The organism is Pyxidicoccus caerfyrddinensis, from assembly GCF_010894405.1.
Lineage (GTDB): Bacteria > Myxococcota > Myxococcia > Myxococcales > Myxococcaceae > Myxococcus > Myxococcus caerfyrddinensis.
The window spans coordinates 362,062-377,774 of sequence record NZ_JAAIYA010000008.1 but is presented as its reverse complement, the minus strand read 5'-3'; the positions used below and the strand labels follow the sequence as shown (position 1 = coordinate 377,774).

Below are 15,713 nucleotides of genomic sequence, written 5' to 3'. Positions count from 1 at the left end.
GCGAGCATCCCCGGACGAGGACGGGGTGGTATGGTCCGGCTCCCCCTCCCGAGTACCGGAGTCGTGAGCGCACATGGCCAAGTCGATGGTGGAGCGATACGAGCAGCTCCTCCGGCAGGACCCTACTTCTTCCGTCTTCGTCGAGCTGGCCAAGGCCCTGCTGGAAAAGGGGGACGCGGCGCGTGCCATCGAGGTCTGCGGGCAGGGCATCTCCCACCACCCCACGTCCACGGTCGGCCGGGTGCTGTGGGGCAAGGCGCTCATCCAACTGGGGCGTCCCGCGGAGGCGATGGAGCAGTTCGACCAGGCCATCGGCATCGAGAAGGACAACCCCTACGCGTACAACCTCATCGGCGAGGTGCTGCTGCAGCGCGGGCTGTTCCGCTCGGCGTTGCCGATTCTGCGCAAGGCCGTGGCGCTGCAGCCCAATGACGGGCGCGTGAAGCTGTGGCTGGAGCAGGCCCAGCAGGCCCTGGCCGGCGGCCCCGCTCCGGTGTTCGCGGACCTGATGGGGCTGGAGAAGACCAAGACGGCGCAGGAGGGCGAGTCCCCGGATTCGGCCGAGGACGGCGCGCAGGAGGCCGCTTCGTCGTCGCCCATGGCGGCCGCGAGGCTGCGCGCCGCCGCGCTCGGTGACGCCGCGAAGGCGAAGCCGGCGGGTGGGCGTGAGGCGAATGGCGCGGCCGGAGCGCGCACTCCTGAAGGTGCCCCTGGCGGCGACGCGGGTGCACGGCGCGCGGAGGGCGCGGCCGACACGGGCACCGAGGCGGATGGCGGAGCTGTTGGCTCGGGACAAGCGAGTGCGTCCGCGAAGGCCGGCCGCACGGCCACGGGTGAGCAGCCCCGCGCAGGGGTGGATGGCGCATCAGGCGATGTGGCGTCCTCACTCGGGCTGATGAACCGTCAGGTCCCCGTGCTGCGGCCGGTGGCTGGCACGGAGCTGCCGGGCCTGGACCTCTCGCTCGACGACGAGGCCCCCGCCAGGGGCGACGGCGCCCCGGGCTCCAACGAAGCGTCGGGTGCGTCCGGGGACGGAGCCTCTGGCGAGCACACCGCGTCCTCGACGGGAACGTCGGACGCCGCCAGCGACGAGGCGTCTGGCACCGAGGATGGAGGCTCACCGGAGGCCGGGAGCCCGGACCTGCTCCAGGCCGCTCCGCCCGAGGGCACCAGTGAGCTGCCGCTGCTCCTCTCCGGCGAGTTCACCACGGCGAAGCCCACGATTCCCGCCGCGGGGGGCGGGCTGCTGGGAGACCTGCCGCCTCCCGACCCCACCGCGCGCAACCCCGTTGCCGCGCGCACGGCCTCACCGGTGCGCCCTTCGGGTGGCAAGCGCTCGCTGCTCGACGACATCCCGGATGCGACGGCGACCGCCAACCCCACCGTCGCCGCGAAGGCCAAGGCCCCCGCGCCGGACACGGAGGCGCTCACCGTCGCCTACGAGCAGGAGCTTCGCGAGAAGCTCAAGCGCGAGGCCGCCAAGACGTCGTTCATCGCCCGGCACGGCGTGAAGATTGCCGGCGCGGTGGTGGCGGTGCTGGTGCTCGGCATCGCGGTCATCGGCTTCATCAAGATCAGCTCGGACCACGGCGGACAGACGCTCAACGAGGCGCTGGCCCGCGCCGAGGACCTCACCGTCCAGGACACGCGGACCTCGCTGGACGCGGCGCTCGCGCAGCTCCAGCTCGCCCGGGAGATGGACGAGAGCAGCAGCCGCGCCTGGGCGCTCACCGCCTGGACGCACGCGCTGCTCTTCGCGGACCACGGCCTGTCTCCGGACGACCGGCGCCAGGCGCTGGAGGCGCTGGAGAAGCCGGGCGTGAAGGAGGGCTCTCCCGGCCTGGTGCTCGTCACCAACGTGCTGGTGGCGGATGACCGGGGGCGCGAGCCCGCCCGCCGCGCGCTGCTCTCCTCCACCGAGGATGGCACCGAGGTCCACGCGCTCGCCGCCAGCCTCCTGCTCGCGGCGAAGGACGAGAAGAAGGCGCTGGAGCGCTTCGACCGCGCGCTCCGGGCCTCGCCCGCCAACGTGCGCGCGCTGGTGGCGCTGGGGAACTACTACCTCGCCTCCGAGGACTTCGCGCAGGCCGTCGAGATGTTCGAGCGCGCTCGCAAGAAGTCGCCCGAGCACCCCGCGGCCCGCATCGGCCTCGCCGAGGCGCGGCTCGCGCTGGACCAGGACCTGGACGCGGCGCTCGCGGACGTGGCGCCGCTCGCGCAGGACGCGAAGCTGCCGGACACGCTGAAGGGGCGCCAGCAACTGGTCCACGGCGAGCTGCTCTCCGCCAAGGGCAAGCATGACGAGGCCCGCGCCCTGCTGGGCAAGGGCGCGCAGGGGCCCATGGCCTTCGACTTCCAGCTCGCGCTCGGTGCGGCCAGCCGCGCCGCGGGGAAGCTGGACGCGGCGCAGGCTGCCTACGAGGCCGCCCTCAAGCTGCAGCCCAAGAGCGACGAGGCCCGCGAGGGCCTGGGTCGCGCCCTGTTGGATAGAGACCGTGAGCGAGAGGTGCTGACGCGCCTGGAGGCGGACGGGGGCCGCAAGGTGGCCATGGTGCGCGGCGCCGCGTACGCGCGCCTGGGAGACTGGAAGCGGGCCCGCACGGAGCTGGCGCGCACGCGCGTGAATGACCGCTACCCGCCGGAGGCCATGTCCTGGCTGGCCCTGGCCGACGCCGCGGAGGGCAACGCGCCCCAGGCGCGCGAGCTGCTGGAGAAGGCGCTGGCGGCCTCCAAGCACCCGCGCAACGACATGCGGCTGGCGCTGGGGCAGGTGTACTGGCGCGAGCGCGCCTTCGACAAGGCGCAGGCCCAGTTCGAGGAGGCGCAGAAGGACCCGCGCGACTACGAGGCATCCTGCTCGCTGGGGCGGCTGCTGCTGTCGCGCGGGCTGCCGGACATGGCCCTCAAGCCGCTGACGCAGGCGGTGGAGCGCAACGGCGCGCACGGCGAGTCCCGCGACGCGCTGGGCCGCACACTGCTGGCCCTGGGGCGCACGCCGGAGGCCCTCAAGCAGTTCGAGGCCTGGCAGCTGGAGAACCCGGGCAGCGCGGGGGCACACAAGGGCTTCGCGCTCGCGCTGTACCACGCCGGCCGCCGCAAGGAGGCGGAAGGGGCGGCGGGTCGCGCCGCGAAGCTGGCGCCGGACGACGCGGAGGCGCACCGGCTGCGCGCCGCCATCCTCTTCGCCGCCGGGGACGCGCGGGGCGGCTTCTCCGCGCTCGAGCGCGCCAACAAGCTGGACCCGAAGGACCCGGACACCTTCTGCGAGATTGCCCACGCCTTCCTGCGCCAGGGCAACGTGGACAACGCGGACGCGGCCTTCGCCGCCGCCCGGCGCGAGGGGCCGGACGCCACCTGCGGCCGAGTGGGCGAAATCTACGCGCAGCTCCCCTCGGGCGGGCGCGCCGCGGCGCGGACGCTGGAGGACCTGGCCGCCCGCGCGCCCACCGTCTGGGACAAGGCCTTCGCTCAGGCCACCATGGCGCGCGTGCTGCTCGGCGCCGGGGCGCTGAAGGACGCGCGCTCCGCGGCGGACGAGGCGGTGCGGCTGGCGCCGTTCGAAGGCCGCTCGCACCTGGCGCTGGGGATGGTGGCCCTCAAGCAGCGGCAGGAGGCAGCGGCGAAGACGGCGCTGGCGAAGGCCGTGGAGCTGGAGCCCACGGATGGCCTGGCCCACCTGGCGCTGGCGGACGTGCTGGTGCGGGAGTCGGCGGAGCTGCCCCGCGCGGTGGAGTCCTACGAGGCCTTCCTGCGGCTGGCGGACGGCTCTCCGGAGGCGGCGCGGGTGAAGAAGGCGCTGCCCGTCCTCAAGAAGAAGGCGGCCAGATAGCGTGACGTCCTACCCACCCCGCCCCGAGGCGGCCCCGCTGCTGCGCATCATGTGGGGCAACGCCTTCCTGCTGTCGCTGCTCTACCTGGTGCTGGGCGTCGGCGTGGAGCTGGCGCTGCGGCTGTACCCCACGCGCTTCCTCCAGCGGCTGTCGCTGTCGCTGGACTCGCTCCCGGCCCGCGCGCTGGAGCTGACGGGGGCCCTGGAGCCGCTGCGTGAGGCCTACTTCAGCGGCCGCATCACCGAGTCCGGCGTGCGCGTCGTCTTCGGCGTCACCACCGTGCTCGTCATCTTCCTGCTCGCGCTGGTGGTGGGCTCCCTCATGGGCGGGCTCCGCTTCTTCATGGCGCGCCGTGCGTGGCGCCGCGCGGGCGGGCGCTAGCGAAGCACCCGCTCAGGCCAGCCGCCGGGACTTCCGCACCCGGGGCGGAGTCGCCGGCACCGCCTGCGGCTCATGCCCCGCCGCGCGGGCCATGAGGCAGATTTCCACCACCTTGGGGCCGAAGCGCTCCCAGCGGCTCTCCCCGGTGCCCTTCACCGAGAGGAAGGCGTCCCTATCAATGGGCAGCGCCGAGGACAGCCCCAGCAGCGTGGCGTCGTTGAAGATGATGAAGGGCGCCACCCCCAAATCCTTCGCCAGCTCCCTGCGCCAGCGGCGCAGCTCCGTGGAGGCCAGCTCGCTGTAGCTCGTCACCGGCGCGGAGGCGAATGACGCGGCACGCGGCCGGGACGCCGCGGGGCCCGAGGCGAGCAGTGGCGGCATCTTCTCCGGCGCGCACACATCGCAGTTGCCGCATGACGCTGCCGCGTCCTGCTGGCCGAAGTACCGCAGAATCGCCGAGCGCCGGCACTTCTTGTCCCGGTCCGTGTACGCGTACTCCGTCATCCGCCGCAGGAGCGCGAGGTTCTGCCGCTCCTGCTCGCGCACGCGGCTCAAGTCGAGTCCCAGCTCACGGAAGGCCACCCGCTCCAGCGCGCGGATGGAGCGCCCGGCGAAGGGCCGCCGCACCCGCGCCGCGCCGGACTTCTCCAAGAGCCCCAGCGCGTGCCGCACCTCGTCCACCGACAGCCCCGTGCGCCGCGCGAGAATGGGCAGCTCCGTCGTGGCCTGCCGCCCCACGGGGAAGGTCTCCAGCAGTGACTTGAGCAGCCGCTGCGCGTCCGCCGCATGCGGGTGCGCGGCCAGCGCCTTCTCCGTCAGCGTGATTCCGTGCTCGCCCTCGCCCCGGCCACCGCGCTCGATTTTCCCCTCGCGCTCCAGGATGCGCAGCGCCGCGGACACCTCGAACTCGCTGGCATTCACCGTGCCCGCGAGCGCGTACACACCACGCTCGAACTCCTCCACCGACTGGAGCACGCCCCACACGTCCCCGAACACCGCCTCCGAGGGGTGGCTGCTCTGGATGAGCCGCTCCTGCGTGTACACGTCCGAGTGGTTGAAGAGCAGCACCGCCCGCGCGTCGCCTCCGTCGCGGCCCGCGCGGCCAATCTCCTGGTAGTACGCCTCCACCGCGCGGGGGATGTTGGCGTGGGCCACGAAGCGGATGTCCGCCTTGTCGATGCCCATGCCGAACGCATTGGTGGCCACCGCCACCGCGTCCTTCGTGGACATGAACGTGTCCTGCGCCTTGCGGCGCGCGTCGTCCTCCATGCCCGCGTGGTACAGCACCGCCTTCAGCCCCTTGCCGTGCAGCTCGGAGAAGATGCCCTCCGCCGCCCGCCGCGTGGAGCAGTAGATGATGCCGCTGCCCCCCAGCGCCGCCAGCCGCCCGCAGGCCTCGAACCTGTCCGAGTCCCCGCCCACCTCCTGCTTGCCCAGAAAGAGGTTGGGCCTGTCGAACCCCTCCATGAACTCGCGCGGGTCCTTCATCAGCAGCACGCGGACGATGTCCGCGCGCACCTCGGGCGTGGCCGTGGCCGTCAGCGCCACCGTGCGCGGCGGGCGCAGGCGCTTGCGCACCTGGCCCAGCAGCGCGTAGTCCGGCCGGAAGTCGTGGCCCCACTGCGAGATGCAGTGCGCCTCGTCCACGGCGAGCAGGTCCACGCCCAGCTCGGACACCGTCTCCAGGAAGCTCTGGCTCCGGAAGCGCTCGGGCGCCACGTACAAGAGCTTGTACTCCCGCGCGCGCAGCCGGCGCATGCGCTCCGCGCGCTCCAAATCCGACAGCGACGAGTTGATGAAGGTGGCCGGAATGCCGCGCGCGGTGAGCGCCTCCACCTGGTCCTTCATCAGCGCAATCAGCGGCGACACCACCAGCGTCAGCCCCGGCAGCAGCGTGGCGGGCAGCTGGTAGCACAGGCTCTTGCCCGCGCCGGTGGGCATCACCACCACCGTGTTGCGCCCGCTCATCACCGAGGAGATGACGGGGGCCTGACCCGGCCGGAACTCCGACAGGCCGAAGTGGCGAACCAGTCCCTGCTGAGCTTCCTCGAAGTAGGGCAGGGCCACCGGCATCGCGCGCATGTTCACCATCCTGGTCCGGCCGTCAACGGAAACGTCGCCGGCGTGCCACCCCACCTCACAGGTCAAGCCCCGGTGGGACGGGAACACCCAGCAGCGCCCGTTTGCGCGCCACCTCCCGCATCCTCAACGCCGTCCGCTGCGGCTCCAGCCGGCCGTCAACCACCACGTCCCCCTCGCGCACTCCCGCCGGCAGCGACGCCCGCTCCACCGTGCATGCCTGCCCGGTATCCAGCCGCACCACCTGCGCCCGCGCGTCCTCCAGCAACTCCACCTGCACCGCGCTCCACACTCCCAACGCACCGACCATCATCCGCCGCCTCCATTCGCGCTCCAGCCGCGCTTCGTCTCCCACTCCGTGTCCGGGAACAGTCCCCGCTCCATCATCGACACGTAGGCGCCGTCCCCCACCACCACGTGGTCCAGCACCTTGATGTTGAGCAGCTGCGCCGCGGAGATGAGGTGCCGCGTCAGCCCCACGTCCTGGATGCTCGGCTCCGGGTCTCCGGACGGGTGGTTGTGCGCCAGGACGATGGCGGTGGCGCGCGCGGTGAGCGCCGCGGCGAACACCTCGCGCGGGTCCACCGGGCACGCATTCATGGTGCCCTCCGCCACGCGCGCGTCATGCACCAGCACGTTGCGCGCGTTGAAGCACAGCACGTGGAACACCTCGCGCCGCAGTGCGCCCAGCTTGGGCCCCAGGTACGCGTGAATCTCCTGCGGCGTGCGCAGCTTGGGCCGCCGCTCCACCGTGCGCTGCGCGCGGCGTCCCAATTCCAGCGCCGCCAGCACCTGCGCGGCGCGCACCGGCCCCACGCCGGGCAACAGGCTCAACGCCAGCGGCTCCTCCTGCACCAGGGCCTTGAGGCCGCCGTCTCGTGACAGCAGTGTGCCCGCCAGCTGCAAGGGCCCGGGCGAGCGCGGCCCCGGGCCCCACACCACGCACAGCAGCTCCGGGTCGGTGAGGGCCTCCGCCCCCAACCGGAAGAGGCGCTCGCGCGACTCCTCCACGCCCCCGGCCCCACGCGCCCGCACCGTCCCGCCGCCCGCGGATTCTCCGCCCGCCCACGCCGCTTCCGCTGCCTGCTCCATCCCGCCCACCTCCACGGGTGTGGGACAAAGCAACGCGCGTGCCTGCCTGCTCTACCTGGGGAGTCCTCCTCCCACCCGTCCCGACTCGCGCGAAGCAGCCCGTCTTCCGGACGGACATGCACGCACCACCCCACCTCTCGGGGCGTGAGACTAGAAGCGGGAGATGGCGAAGAAGGCCTTTATCTTGTCGTTCGTCTCGCGCAGCCGCTCACTCAGCGTGCGGACGAACGTCCAGAGCAGCACGTACGCCAGGTCCTTGTCGGTGAACATGAGCTGGTCCAGCTTCGCGCGCTCGATGACCCACACCGTGCAGCTCACGTGGGCGATGGCGTCCGCCGAGCGGGGAGAGTCCTCGATTACCGCCATCTCTCCGAAATACTGTCCAGACTCCAGGATGGCGAGCGCCTCCTCGCCGATGCCGGGCACCGTCTTGGAAATGCGGACCTTGCCCTTCTCGATTACGAACATCTCCTGGCCGGCCTCTCCCTCGCGGAAGAGGAAGGCGCCCGCCGGGTAGTCCCGGGAGTGGCCGATTTGCGCCACCTTGGCGAGCTGGCCCTGGGTCAAACCCTCGAACAGCGCAACCTTCTTGAGGACAGCGGCATCCATGAGGCCAGCTTCGTATCACGCGCCCGAGGGCCTCTGGTACCTTCGAGGCTCCAACAGGACAGGGAGGACCAGGTGGCGGAGGAGAAGATCAACAAGGTGACCATCATCGGCTCGGGGCCGGCGGGCTACACCGCGGCCATCTACGCCGCGCGTGCCAACCTGCAACCCGTGGTGTTCGCCGGAGGCCCCACGCTGGACCATCCCCAGCGCGTCCCCGGTGGCCAGCTCATGGTGACGACGGACGTGGAGAACTACCCCGGCTTCCCGGAGGCGATTACCGGCCCGGAGCTGATGGACCGGTTCCAGAAGCAGGCCGAGCGCTTCGGCACCGTCATCCACATGGAGAACGTCGTGAAGGTCGACTTCTCCCAGCGCCCCTTCCTCATCACGGGGGAGAGCGTCAGCTACCGCTCGGAGACGGTCATCATCTCCACCGGGGCCACGGCCAAGTGGCTGGGCGTGAAGGGCGAGGACGCCTACAAGAACCGGGGCGTATCCGCGTGCGCCACCTGTGACGGCGCCTTCTTCAAGAACCAGGACGTCATCGTGGTGGGTGGCGGCGACACGGCGATGGAGGAGGCCACGTACCTGGCGAAAATCGTCAAGCACGTCACCGTCGTCCACCGCCGCGACTCGCTGCGCGCCTCCAAGGTGATGCAGGAGCGCGCGCTGCAGAACCCCAAGATTTCCTTCCTGTGGAACTCCGCGGTGGAGGAAGTCGTGGGCGGCCCCAAGGGCATGTCGGGCGCGGTGGTGCGCAACCTGAAGACGGGTGACAGCCAGCTGCTCAACGTCACCGGCCTCTTCGTCGCCATCGGCCACACGCCGAACACGGAGCTGTTCCAGGGCATCCTGGAGACGCACCAGGGCGGCTACCTCAAGACGGTGCCGGGCAGCACCCGCACCAACATCGAGGGCGTGTTCGCCTGCGGTGACGTGCAGGACAGCTACTACCGCCAGGCCATCACCGCCGCCGGCACCGGCTGCATGGCGGCCATCGACGCCGAGCGCTGGCTCATCGAGCACGGCGAGTAGCCCTCAGCCGCCGCGTGACACCGGCGAGCACTTCACGAGGCCGGCCCGCATCCTTCGGGCCGGCCTTGCCATTCCAAGCAAGGACGCCCATCCAACCATGAGCACGAAGCAGAAGACGGTGGCGGTGCACGCCGGCAGCCGGCTGACCGGGAGCAAGGCGGTGCCCGTCTCTCCGGCCATCTACCCCTCGGCGGTGAACTGGTTCGACAGCAGCGACGATTTGGACGGCGCGCTCGACGGGAAGGACTACGCCTACGCCCGCATCAGCGCCCCCAATACGACGCTGCTGGAGGAAGCCGTGGCCGCGCTGGAGGGCGCCGACGCGTGCGTCGCGTACGCCAGCGGCATGGCCGCGCTCCGCTCCGTCTTCGAGGCGCAGGGCTTCAAGTCGGGTGACAGGCTGGTGATGCCGGCGGACGGCTACGGCGTCACGCGGCTGCTCTACAAGAACCTGTGCGCCACGCTGGGCGTGGAGCTGCACGCGCTGCTGATGACGGACGCGCGCACGCCCGAGCGCATCCGCGAGCTGCGCCCGCGCATGGTGCTGGCGGAGAGCATCACCAACCCGCTCTTGCGCGTGCCGGACCTGCGCGTCCTGTCGAAGGTGAGCCGCGACGTGGGCGCCACGTTCGTGGTGGACGCCACCTTCCCGTCGCCCGCGGGGCAGCGCTCGCTGGAACTGGGCGCGGACTACGCGGTGCAGTCCACCAGCAAGTGGCTCAACGGCCACAGCGATGCGCTGGGTGGCACGGTGAGCGGCTCGAATGCGCGCATCGCTCCGCTGCGCTCGGCGCGCATCCTCGCGGGTGACGTGCTGGGGCCCTTCGAGGCGTGGCTCACGCTGCGCGGCCTGCGCACGCTGCCGGTGCGGATGAAGGCCCATGCCGAGCACGCGGCGCACGTGGCGAAGCGTCTGTCGGACTCGCCGCTACTCGAGCGCGTCATCTACCCGGGCCTGCCCTCGCACCCGGACCACGCGGTGGCGAAGGAGTTGCTGAACGGCGGCGGCCCCATGGTGGCCTTCGAAATCAAGGGCATCGGCCGTCCGGAGGGGATGCGCTTCCTGGAGGGGCTCCAGGTGTGCCGGCCGGGCCCGTCGCTCGGGGACGTGTGCACGCTGGTGATGCACGCGGCCAGCGCGAGCGCGCGCCGCATGACGCCGGAGGAGCGCGCCACGGCGGGCATCCAGGAGAACCTCATCCGCGTGTCCGTGGGGCTGGAGGACCCGGACGACATCGTCGAGGACCTGCTCGGCGCGGTGGCGCAGGTGGTGCGCCGGTGAAGATGGTGGACGTGGGCGACAAGCCCAAGACGGAGCGCGTGGCGGTGGCCACCGCGCGGCTGCGCATGCTCCCCGCCACCCGTGAGCGCATCCTCGCGGGGAAGGTGGAGAAGGGGGACGTGCTCGCCGCGGCCCGGCTCGCCGGCATCATGGCCGCCAAGCGCACCCCGGACTTCGTGCCGCTCTGCCACCCGATTGCGCTCGCGGGCGTGGAGGTGACGCTCACGCCAGAGGAGGCGGGGCTGTCCGTCCGCGTGCAGGTGAAGACGGTGGACCGCACGGGCGTGGAGATGGAGGCCCTCACCGCGGCGTGCGCGGCGGCGCTCACCGTCTATGACATGTGCAAGAGCGTGGACCGGGGCATGGTGCTGGAGGCCGTGCAGCTCGAGCACAAGGCCGGCGGCCGCTCCGGCACGTGGGACCGCGAGGCGGAAGGCCCGGGCGAGACGCCGGCTCCGCGCGCGCGCGGTGGGAAGCGGAAGGGCGCTGTGGAAGGCGCGCGTTCCGCACCGACTCCGACGGCACGGGGGGGGAAGCGGAGCGAAGCGGCAACGGCCGCGCGCGAATCGCCGGCTCCCACCGGGCGGGGTGGGAAGCGGGGGAAGCGAGTCGGTGAGGCGGAGGGCCTGCGCGAAGCCCTTGCCACCGTTGTCAGCGCCGGAAAGCGCACGAAGCGGGGCGGCTGAGCGGGGCTACCGCCACGACAGCTCGAACGTGGCACCGGCGCCCTCGCGGGAGAGCACCCCCACGCGCACGTCGCGGGCGCCCGCCAGATCCAGGCAGGCCTCGAGGATGCCCTGGTAGTAGCCCGGCTGGTCCATCACCTCGTTGATCCACAGCTCGCAGTGCGTGGCGCTCCGCTCGGTGAAGCGGGACTCCACGTAGTTGTCCGCGCTCTGGAACGTCTCGTTGATTCGCCGCATCGAGCGCAGCGGCCCCAACAGCCGCCCCATGCTCACCATGGCGCGCCCCAGCGCGGTGCGCTCCACGCTTCGCGCCAGCATCTGTCCCAGCATCCGGTACGCCTCGCCCGTGGGCACGGCCGGGTAGAGGTCCGCGACGATGATGGCCAGGCTGCGCCTCCACGTGTCGAAGGAGTACGCGGGCCTCAGCCGCTCCGTCGCGTCCAGCCCCGCCTCCCTCAGCGCGTTGTACGCCGCGGGCGACAGGCGCAGCCGCACCGACGGCTGGAGGAGCCAGTCGACAGTGTGCTCGAAGATGACGCGCTGCCTCGGCGCGGGCTCGGCCCGGGCCTGCTCCCCCCATGCATGCATGGCGCGGCTCCTGGAGTGCTCCGGCCGGTGTGGTGCCGGAGGGACAGGATACGAGGGGGCCACCCACATTCCGGCGGGCCCGCGCCCCGCATCCGACGGCTCCCGGACGTTGCACGCGCGCCGTGTTCATCCCGCGACGCAAGCCTCCGCGACGAAGGCGTGGGTCTACTTCGCGCCACCTGCCTCCGCGCGCAGCCGCTCCAGGAAGAAGGCCACCACCACGAGCGAGTGGGTGATGTGGCCCTCCAGGATGAGCCGGGGCACGTCCGCGCGCGGGTGCAACTCCACGGCGATGTCCTCGCCCTCGTCCTGCTGTCCCGCGTGATGCTTCACGCAGTCCAGCGCGAGGTAGCTGAAGCACTGGTTGGCCTGGAGCGCGGGGTTGGGGTGCACTGCGCCGAGCGGCACCACGCGGCCCGGCACGTAGCCCGTCTCCTCCTCCAGCTCGCGCGCCGCCGCCACCGCCGGGTCCTCGCCCGGCTCCACCATGCCGCCGGGAATCTCCAGCGTGGCGGACTGGATGCCGAAGCGGAACTGCCGCACCAGCACGAGCTCGTCATTCGTCGTGACGGCGATGACATTCACCCAGTCAGAGCAGTCCACGAGCACGCGCGACGCCTCGTGGCCCGTGCGCGGGTCCGCCCAGCGGTCCTCGCGCACCTTCAGCACGCGGTAGTCGAGCTCCAACCCCCGGCGCAGTCGCAGCCAGGGCTTCACCGTCTGGGACACGTGGATTTCCTCCCGGGCCCAAAGGCCCGGAGTGTCAGTCCGGGCCCGCAGGGCCCGGCGCCTTCAGTTGAGCAGCGAGGCGCGCTCACGCAGCTCGCGGGCCGTCAGCTCCAGCCTGTCGCGGTCCGGCGCTTCGGGGGACAGCTCCAGGCAGCGCTCCACGTCCTTGAGCGCCGCGCGGTAGGCGCCCAGGTTGGCCAGCAGCGCCGCGCGCGTGCGCAGCTCACCCGGGTGGTCCGGCGCCAGCAGCAGCAGCAGGTCCACCACCGCCAGCCCGCGCTCACAGTCCTCGCGGCCCAGGTACACGCGCCGCAGGTTGGACAGCATGCGGTACGTAATCAGCTCCACCGGAGCGGGCGCCAGCATGGCCCGGTCGAACTTGAGCTGCGGCGCCACGCGCTTGAGCAATTCCTCACAGCCGTGCTCGGTGAGGATGTCCCCGTGGTGGAACGGGTCCATGACGAGCTTGTGGTCCCCCGCGTCGTGCGCCACCAGGAAGTGGCCGGGGAAGGGCACGCCATACAGGGAGATGCCCGCGCGCCGCGCCACCTCCAGGTAGACGACGGACAGCGTTATCGGCAGCCCCACCTTCCGCTCCAGCACCTGGTTCAGGAAGCTGTTCTCCGGCGAGTGGTAGTCGTCCTCGTTGCCGCGAAAGCCCTCGATGTCGGCCAGCACGTGGCGCAGCGCGCGCAGCGGCGCCAGGGCCTCGCCCTTCTCCTTGAGCCGCTCCGTTTCCACCTGCACCCGACACGCCAGCACGTCCAGCATGTGCAGGCAGCCGGGGGCGTCCAGCGTGGGGTGGTCCAGGGTGGCGATGGCGAGCGCGGCCAGGTCCAGTCGCGGCGGCTCGGCGGCCAGCGCCGACACCAACCGCTCCCGCGCCAGCGGCGGGCTGAATCCAGAGGGAATACTCACGACGGGAACCAGTAACCCACGGCGGGCCGGACGGCAAAGGCAGGCAGACGACCGTCAGATTGCAGGCGGAGCAAGCGGCAGCCGTCCCTTGATTTCCGCACGCAGCGCCACCTGGGCCGAAATCAGCCCGGACAGGATTCCATCCTCGAACTCGAATGTAGGGTGTTGCTTGAGTTCCGGGAAGTCGTGGGGATTGCGGAGCTCCTCGGGGGAGATGTTGGGCACGGCCTCGCGGGCGAGCCGCAGCACCTTGGCCTGTTGTTGAGAAATCATCCGGTCGAAGAGCTGGGACGAAAGCTCCAGCATCTCCTGGGCCAACTGCTCTGTCATGAGGGGGCCTACTCCTGTGCGATGTCCCACTTCGCCCGGCGGTAGCTGTAACGGAAGGCGGACGCGTCCGCCTCCTTTGCGTTGCCCTCGGTCTCCCGGCCGTCCAGGAAGGCCACGAAGTCGAACTGGCGGTCCTCGCGGCCGTACTCGGCGTCGAAGACGCGGACCAGCTCGTTGGCGGGCAGCGTGCGGCGGCCGGCCACGTCCACCAGGGGAACGCTCAGGCCCTTCGTCTCCGTGGAGGGCGCGTAGGACTTCCACACCAGCTCGGTGCACACGAGCGTCTGGTCGGAGAAGAAGTCGAAGTTGAAGTCGTAGGGGCGGCCCTGGAAGGTGAAGGCGCGCAGCACGGCGCGGGCCTTGTCCAGCTTGGACAGGCGGGGGCGCATGACGCCCAGGTAGTCCACGCGCATGCCGTGCTCCAGGCCGGTGAAGGACACGCCCTCGCTGATGGACTCGATGATGCGGATGGGGTCGCCGTGCGTGTCCTTGCCGGTGTACTCGGCCCACTTGGTGGGGAAGGCCTTGGCGAGGTGCTGCGAGAAGGAGGCGGGCTTGCCGGGCAGGGTGGCGGCCCAGGCCTTCACGTCCGAGTCGTTGTCGAAGTAGGCGGCGAGCTCGTCCGGGGTGCCGACGAAGAGCTCCGCGTGCGGCCAGAAGCCCGGCAGGCCGACGTTGGAGAGGAACCAGTTCTGCCGGGCCACCATGATGTCGCCGGGCTCCATGCGCTTGAGCACCGCGAGCACCTGCTCACGGGCGATGAGCGGCTGGCCGATGCGGTGCACGCGCGTGTCGCCCATCCACTCGGCCACGGCGCGCTGCACGGGGAAGAAGGCGCGCTGCGCGCCGTCCACGGTGAGGTCTGTTGCCGCCTTGGCGAAGAGGGTGGGGCCGCGCTTCACGAGCAGGCCCTTCGCCACCTTGCTGTTCTCCTTCATCTCCTGCATCACCCAGGGCACGCGCGGGGCGTCCAGCGCGCCGGCGCGGGACAGCAGGGGGCGCAGCTGCTCCTTGTAGCCGTCACCGGTGATGAGCTGCGTGGTGGTGGCCACGTGGATGACCTTCTCCTTGAAGCGGGCGAAGGCGCGCGGGGGCAGGCCGTACTCGGGGGCGGGCTCGTCCAGCAGGACTTCCAGCTGCTGCCGGCCGCCGGTCAGCTCCGCGTAGGTGAGGCCGTGCGCGAGCTCCGTGGTGAGCGCGCCGTGCGTGAGGAGGAAGCCCCAGGCGTGCTTCTTCGGCTGCGTGAGGGAGGGCACCTTCACGAAGTCCCAGTAGCGCTGGCGGATGACCTCGGTGGAGACGAAGTAGTCGAAGAAGGCGGCCCAGGTGGTGAGCAGCAGGCGCTTCTGGTCCGGCGTGTACGGCTCGCTCTGCTTCTGGAGGTAGACGCCGCGCGACTTCTTCACCGACTCCTGCAGGGCCCGCAGGCCCGTGGCGTAGCGCTCCAGCTGGGCGAGGTCCCGCTGGGCCTGGGCGACGAAGGCGTCGTCATCCAGCGCGTAGATGTCCGCGGCGGCGGTGGGCGCGGCGGAGGGGGCGGGCGTGGCTGGCGGGGTGGCGGGCGTGCTGGCGAGCGCAAGCCAGGCGAGCAGGAGGGGTGCGGCGGGCATGGGCGTGGGGCTCCGGCGGAAACAGGGGCTGCGAGGCGCACTCTACCTCGGGAAGGGCAAAGGCGGCTGGCCCCCTGGCCGGGCGGGGGTGGGACGGATGCGGTGCGGGTGGTCCCGCGCAGGGGGCATCCCCATTTTGTTCCTTACCCACGCTGCGCCCGGGCCCTGGTGTCCGGGCAGAAAGGCAGAGTCACGATGGCATACGGACTCGCGGAAGACCCCGGGCTTTCCATCACCTCGCACCTCGACTCGGTGGACTACCCCGCGGAGCGAGAGCAGATCGTTCGGGCCGCGGAGGACAGTGGCGCTCCCGTCGACATCATCAACGTCCTCAAGTCGCTGCCGCGGACGGAGTACGCGTCGCGCGAGCACGTGATGCGAGACCTGGCGGAGGCTGCGAGGCGGTTCGGCGCGCCCTGGCTGAAGGACGACGATGGTGTGGACAGGGACCGGCGCAACATCGGGCGAGACCTGGTGGAGAACGCGCCCGCTGGCCACACGCGGCACCCGTGAAGTACCGGTCCGTCGGATGAGGAAGCGCTCG

The 15,713-nt window shown here is 71.5% G+C and carries 14 protein-coding genes and 1 pseudogene; 6 read left to right on the top strand and 9 right to left on the bottom strand.

What is annotated here, in order from left to right; genetic code table 11:
* The first annotated feature begins 73 nt into the window (after window positions 1-73).
* Window positions 74-3,829, top strand: a complete 3,756-nt coding sequence (locus G4D86_RS21365) for a tetratricopeptide repeat protein (protein WP_163995826.1) — start codon at window positions 74-76, stop codon at window positions 3,827-3,829.
* 49 nt (window positions 3,830-3,878) lie between these two features.
* Window positions 3,879-4,211, top strand: a complete 333-nt coding sequence (locus G4D86_RS21360; RefSeq protein WP_163995994.1) for a hypothetical protein — start codon at window positions 3,879-3,881, stop codon at window positions 4,209-4,211.
* 12 nt (window positions 4,212-4,223) lie between these two features.
* Here G4D86_RS21360 and G4D86_RS21355 read toward each other — a convergent pair whose 3' ends face one another.
* The 4 genes from G4D86_RS21355 to G4D86_RS21340 all read right to left on the bottom strand — a co-directional run bounded on the left by G4D86_RS21355 (window position 4,224) and on the right by G4D86_RS21340 (window position 7,991).
* Window positions 4,224-6,302 (bottom strand): RecQ family ATP-dependent DNA helicase, encoded by a 2,079-nt coding sequence (locus G4D86_RS21355; protein WP_163995825.1) that lies wholly within the window; start codon window positions 6,300-6,302, stop codon window positions 4,224-4,226.
* A gap of 46 nt (window positions 6,303-6,348) precedes the next feature.
* The gene (locus G4D86_RS21350) at window positions 6,349-6,600 is read right to left on the bottom strand and encodes a DUF3006 domain-containing protein (protein ID WP_163995993.1); all 252 of its coding nucleotides are present in this window, start codon (window positions 6,598-6,600) and stop codon (window positions 6,349-6,351) included.
* Window positions 6,600-7,382 (bottom strand): RadC family protein, encoded by a 783-nt coding sequence (gene radC / locus G4D86_RS21345; protein ID WP_163995824.1) that lies wholly within the window; start codon window positions 7,380-7,382, stop codon window positions 6,600-6,602. The genes G4D86_RS21350 and radC overlap by 1 nt, the downstream gene beginning before the upstream one ends.
* 150 nt (window positions 7,383-7,532) lie before the next feature.
* The gene (locus G4D86_RS21340; protein ID WP_163995823.1) at window positions 7,533-7,991 is read right to left on the bottom strand and encodes a Crp/Fnr family transcriptional regulator; all 459 of its coding nucleotides are present in this window, start codon (window positions 7,989-7,991) and stop codon (window positions 7,533-7,535) included.
* Window positions 7,992-8,063: 72 nt separating this feature from the next.
* Between G4D86_RS21340 and trxB the strand changes: the two genes are divergently transcribed.
* From trxB to moaC, 3 genes and pseudogenes are all read left to right on the top strand, one after another.
* Window positions 8,064-9,026, top strand: a complete 963-nt coding sequence (gene trxB, locus G4D86_RS21335) for a thioredoxin-disulfide reductase (RefSeq protein ID WP_163995822.1) — start codon at window positions 8,064-8,066, stop codon at window positions 9,024-9,026.
* A 97-nt stretch (window positions 9,027-9,123) separates the two neighbouring features.
* On the top strand, window positions 9,124-10,308 hold the full coding sequence (locus G4D86_RS21330) for a trans-sulfuration enzyme family protein (protein WP_163995821.1): 1,185 nt from the start codon (window positions 9,124-9,126) through the stop codon (window positions 10,306-10,308).
* Window positions 10,305-10,790 (top strand): annotated as a pseudogene (gene moaC / locus G4D86_RS21325) (cyclic pyranopterin monophosphate synthase MoaC); the annotation flags it as partial. The gene G4D86_RS21330 and the pseudogene moaC, both read left to right, overlap by 4 nt.
* Before the next feature lie 210 nt (window positions 10,791-11,000).
* Here the strand turns inward: moaC and G4D86_RS21320 are convergent.
* From G4D86_RS21320 to G4D86_RS21300, 5 genes are all read right to left on the bottom strand, one after another.
* Window positions 11,001-11,582, bottom strand: a complete 582-nt coding sequence (locus G4D86_RS21320; RefSeq protein WP_163995820.1) for a DUF2378 family protein — start codon at window positions 11,580-11,582, stop codon at window positions 11,001-11,003.
* A gap of 165 nt (window positions 11,583-11,747) precedes the next feature.
* The gene (locus G4D86_RS21315) at window positions 11,748-12,311 is read right to left on the bottom strand and encodes an NUDIX hydrolase (protein WP_163995819.1); all 564 of its coding nucleotides are present in this window, start codon (window positions 12,309-12,311) and stop codon (window positions 11,748-11,750) included.
* Window positions 12,312-12,374: 63 nt separating this feature from the next.
* The gene (locus tag G4D86_RS21310; protein ID WP_163995992.1) at window positions 12,375-13,199 is read right to left on the bottom strand and encodes a SirB1 family protein; all 825 of its coding nucleotides are present in this window, start codon (window positions 13,197-13,199) and stop codon (window positions 12,375-12,377) included.
* 84 nt (window positions 13,200-13,283) lie between these two features.
* A complete protein-coding gene (locus tag G4D86_RS21305; protein ID WP_163995818.1) occupies window positions 13,284-13,559 on the bottom strand; it encodes a hypothetical protein in 276 nt (91 codons plus the stop codon).
* Between the two features lie 8 nt (window positions 13,560-13,567).
* Window positions 13,568-15,169 carry a YiiX/YebB-like N1pC/P60 family cysteine hydrolase gene (locus tag G4D86_RS21300; RefSeq protein ID WP_163995817.1) on the bottom strand — a complete coding sequence of 534 codons (1,602 nt, stop codon included), beginning with the start codon at window positions 15,167-15,169 and terminating at the stop codon, window positions 13,568-13,570.
* 195 nt (window positions 15,170-15,364) lie between these two features.
* On the opposite strand from G4D86_RS21300, the gene G4D86_RS21295 reads away from it, so the two are divergent.
* A complete protein-coding gene (locus tag G4D86_RS21295; RefSeq protein ID WP_163995816.1) occupies window positions 15,365-15,682 on the top strand; it encodes a DUF2795 domain-containing protein in 318 nt (105 codons plus the stop codon).
* Window positions 15,683-15,713 lie beyond the last annotated feature (31 nt).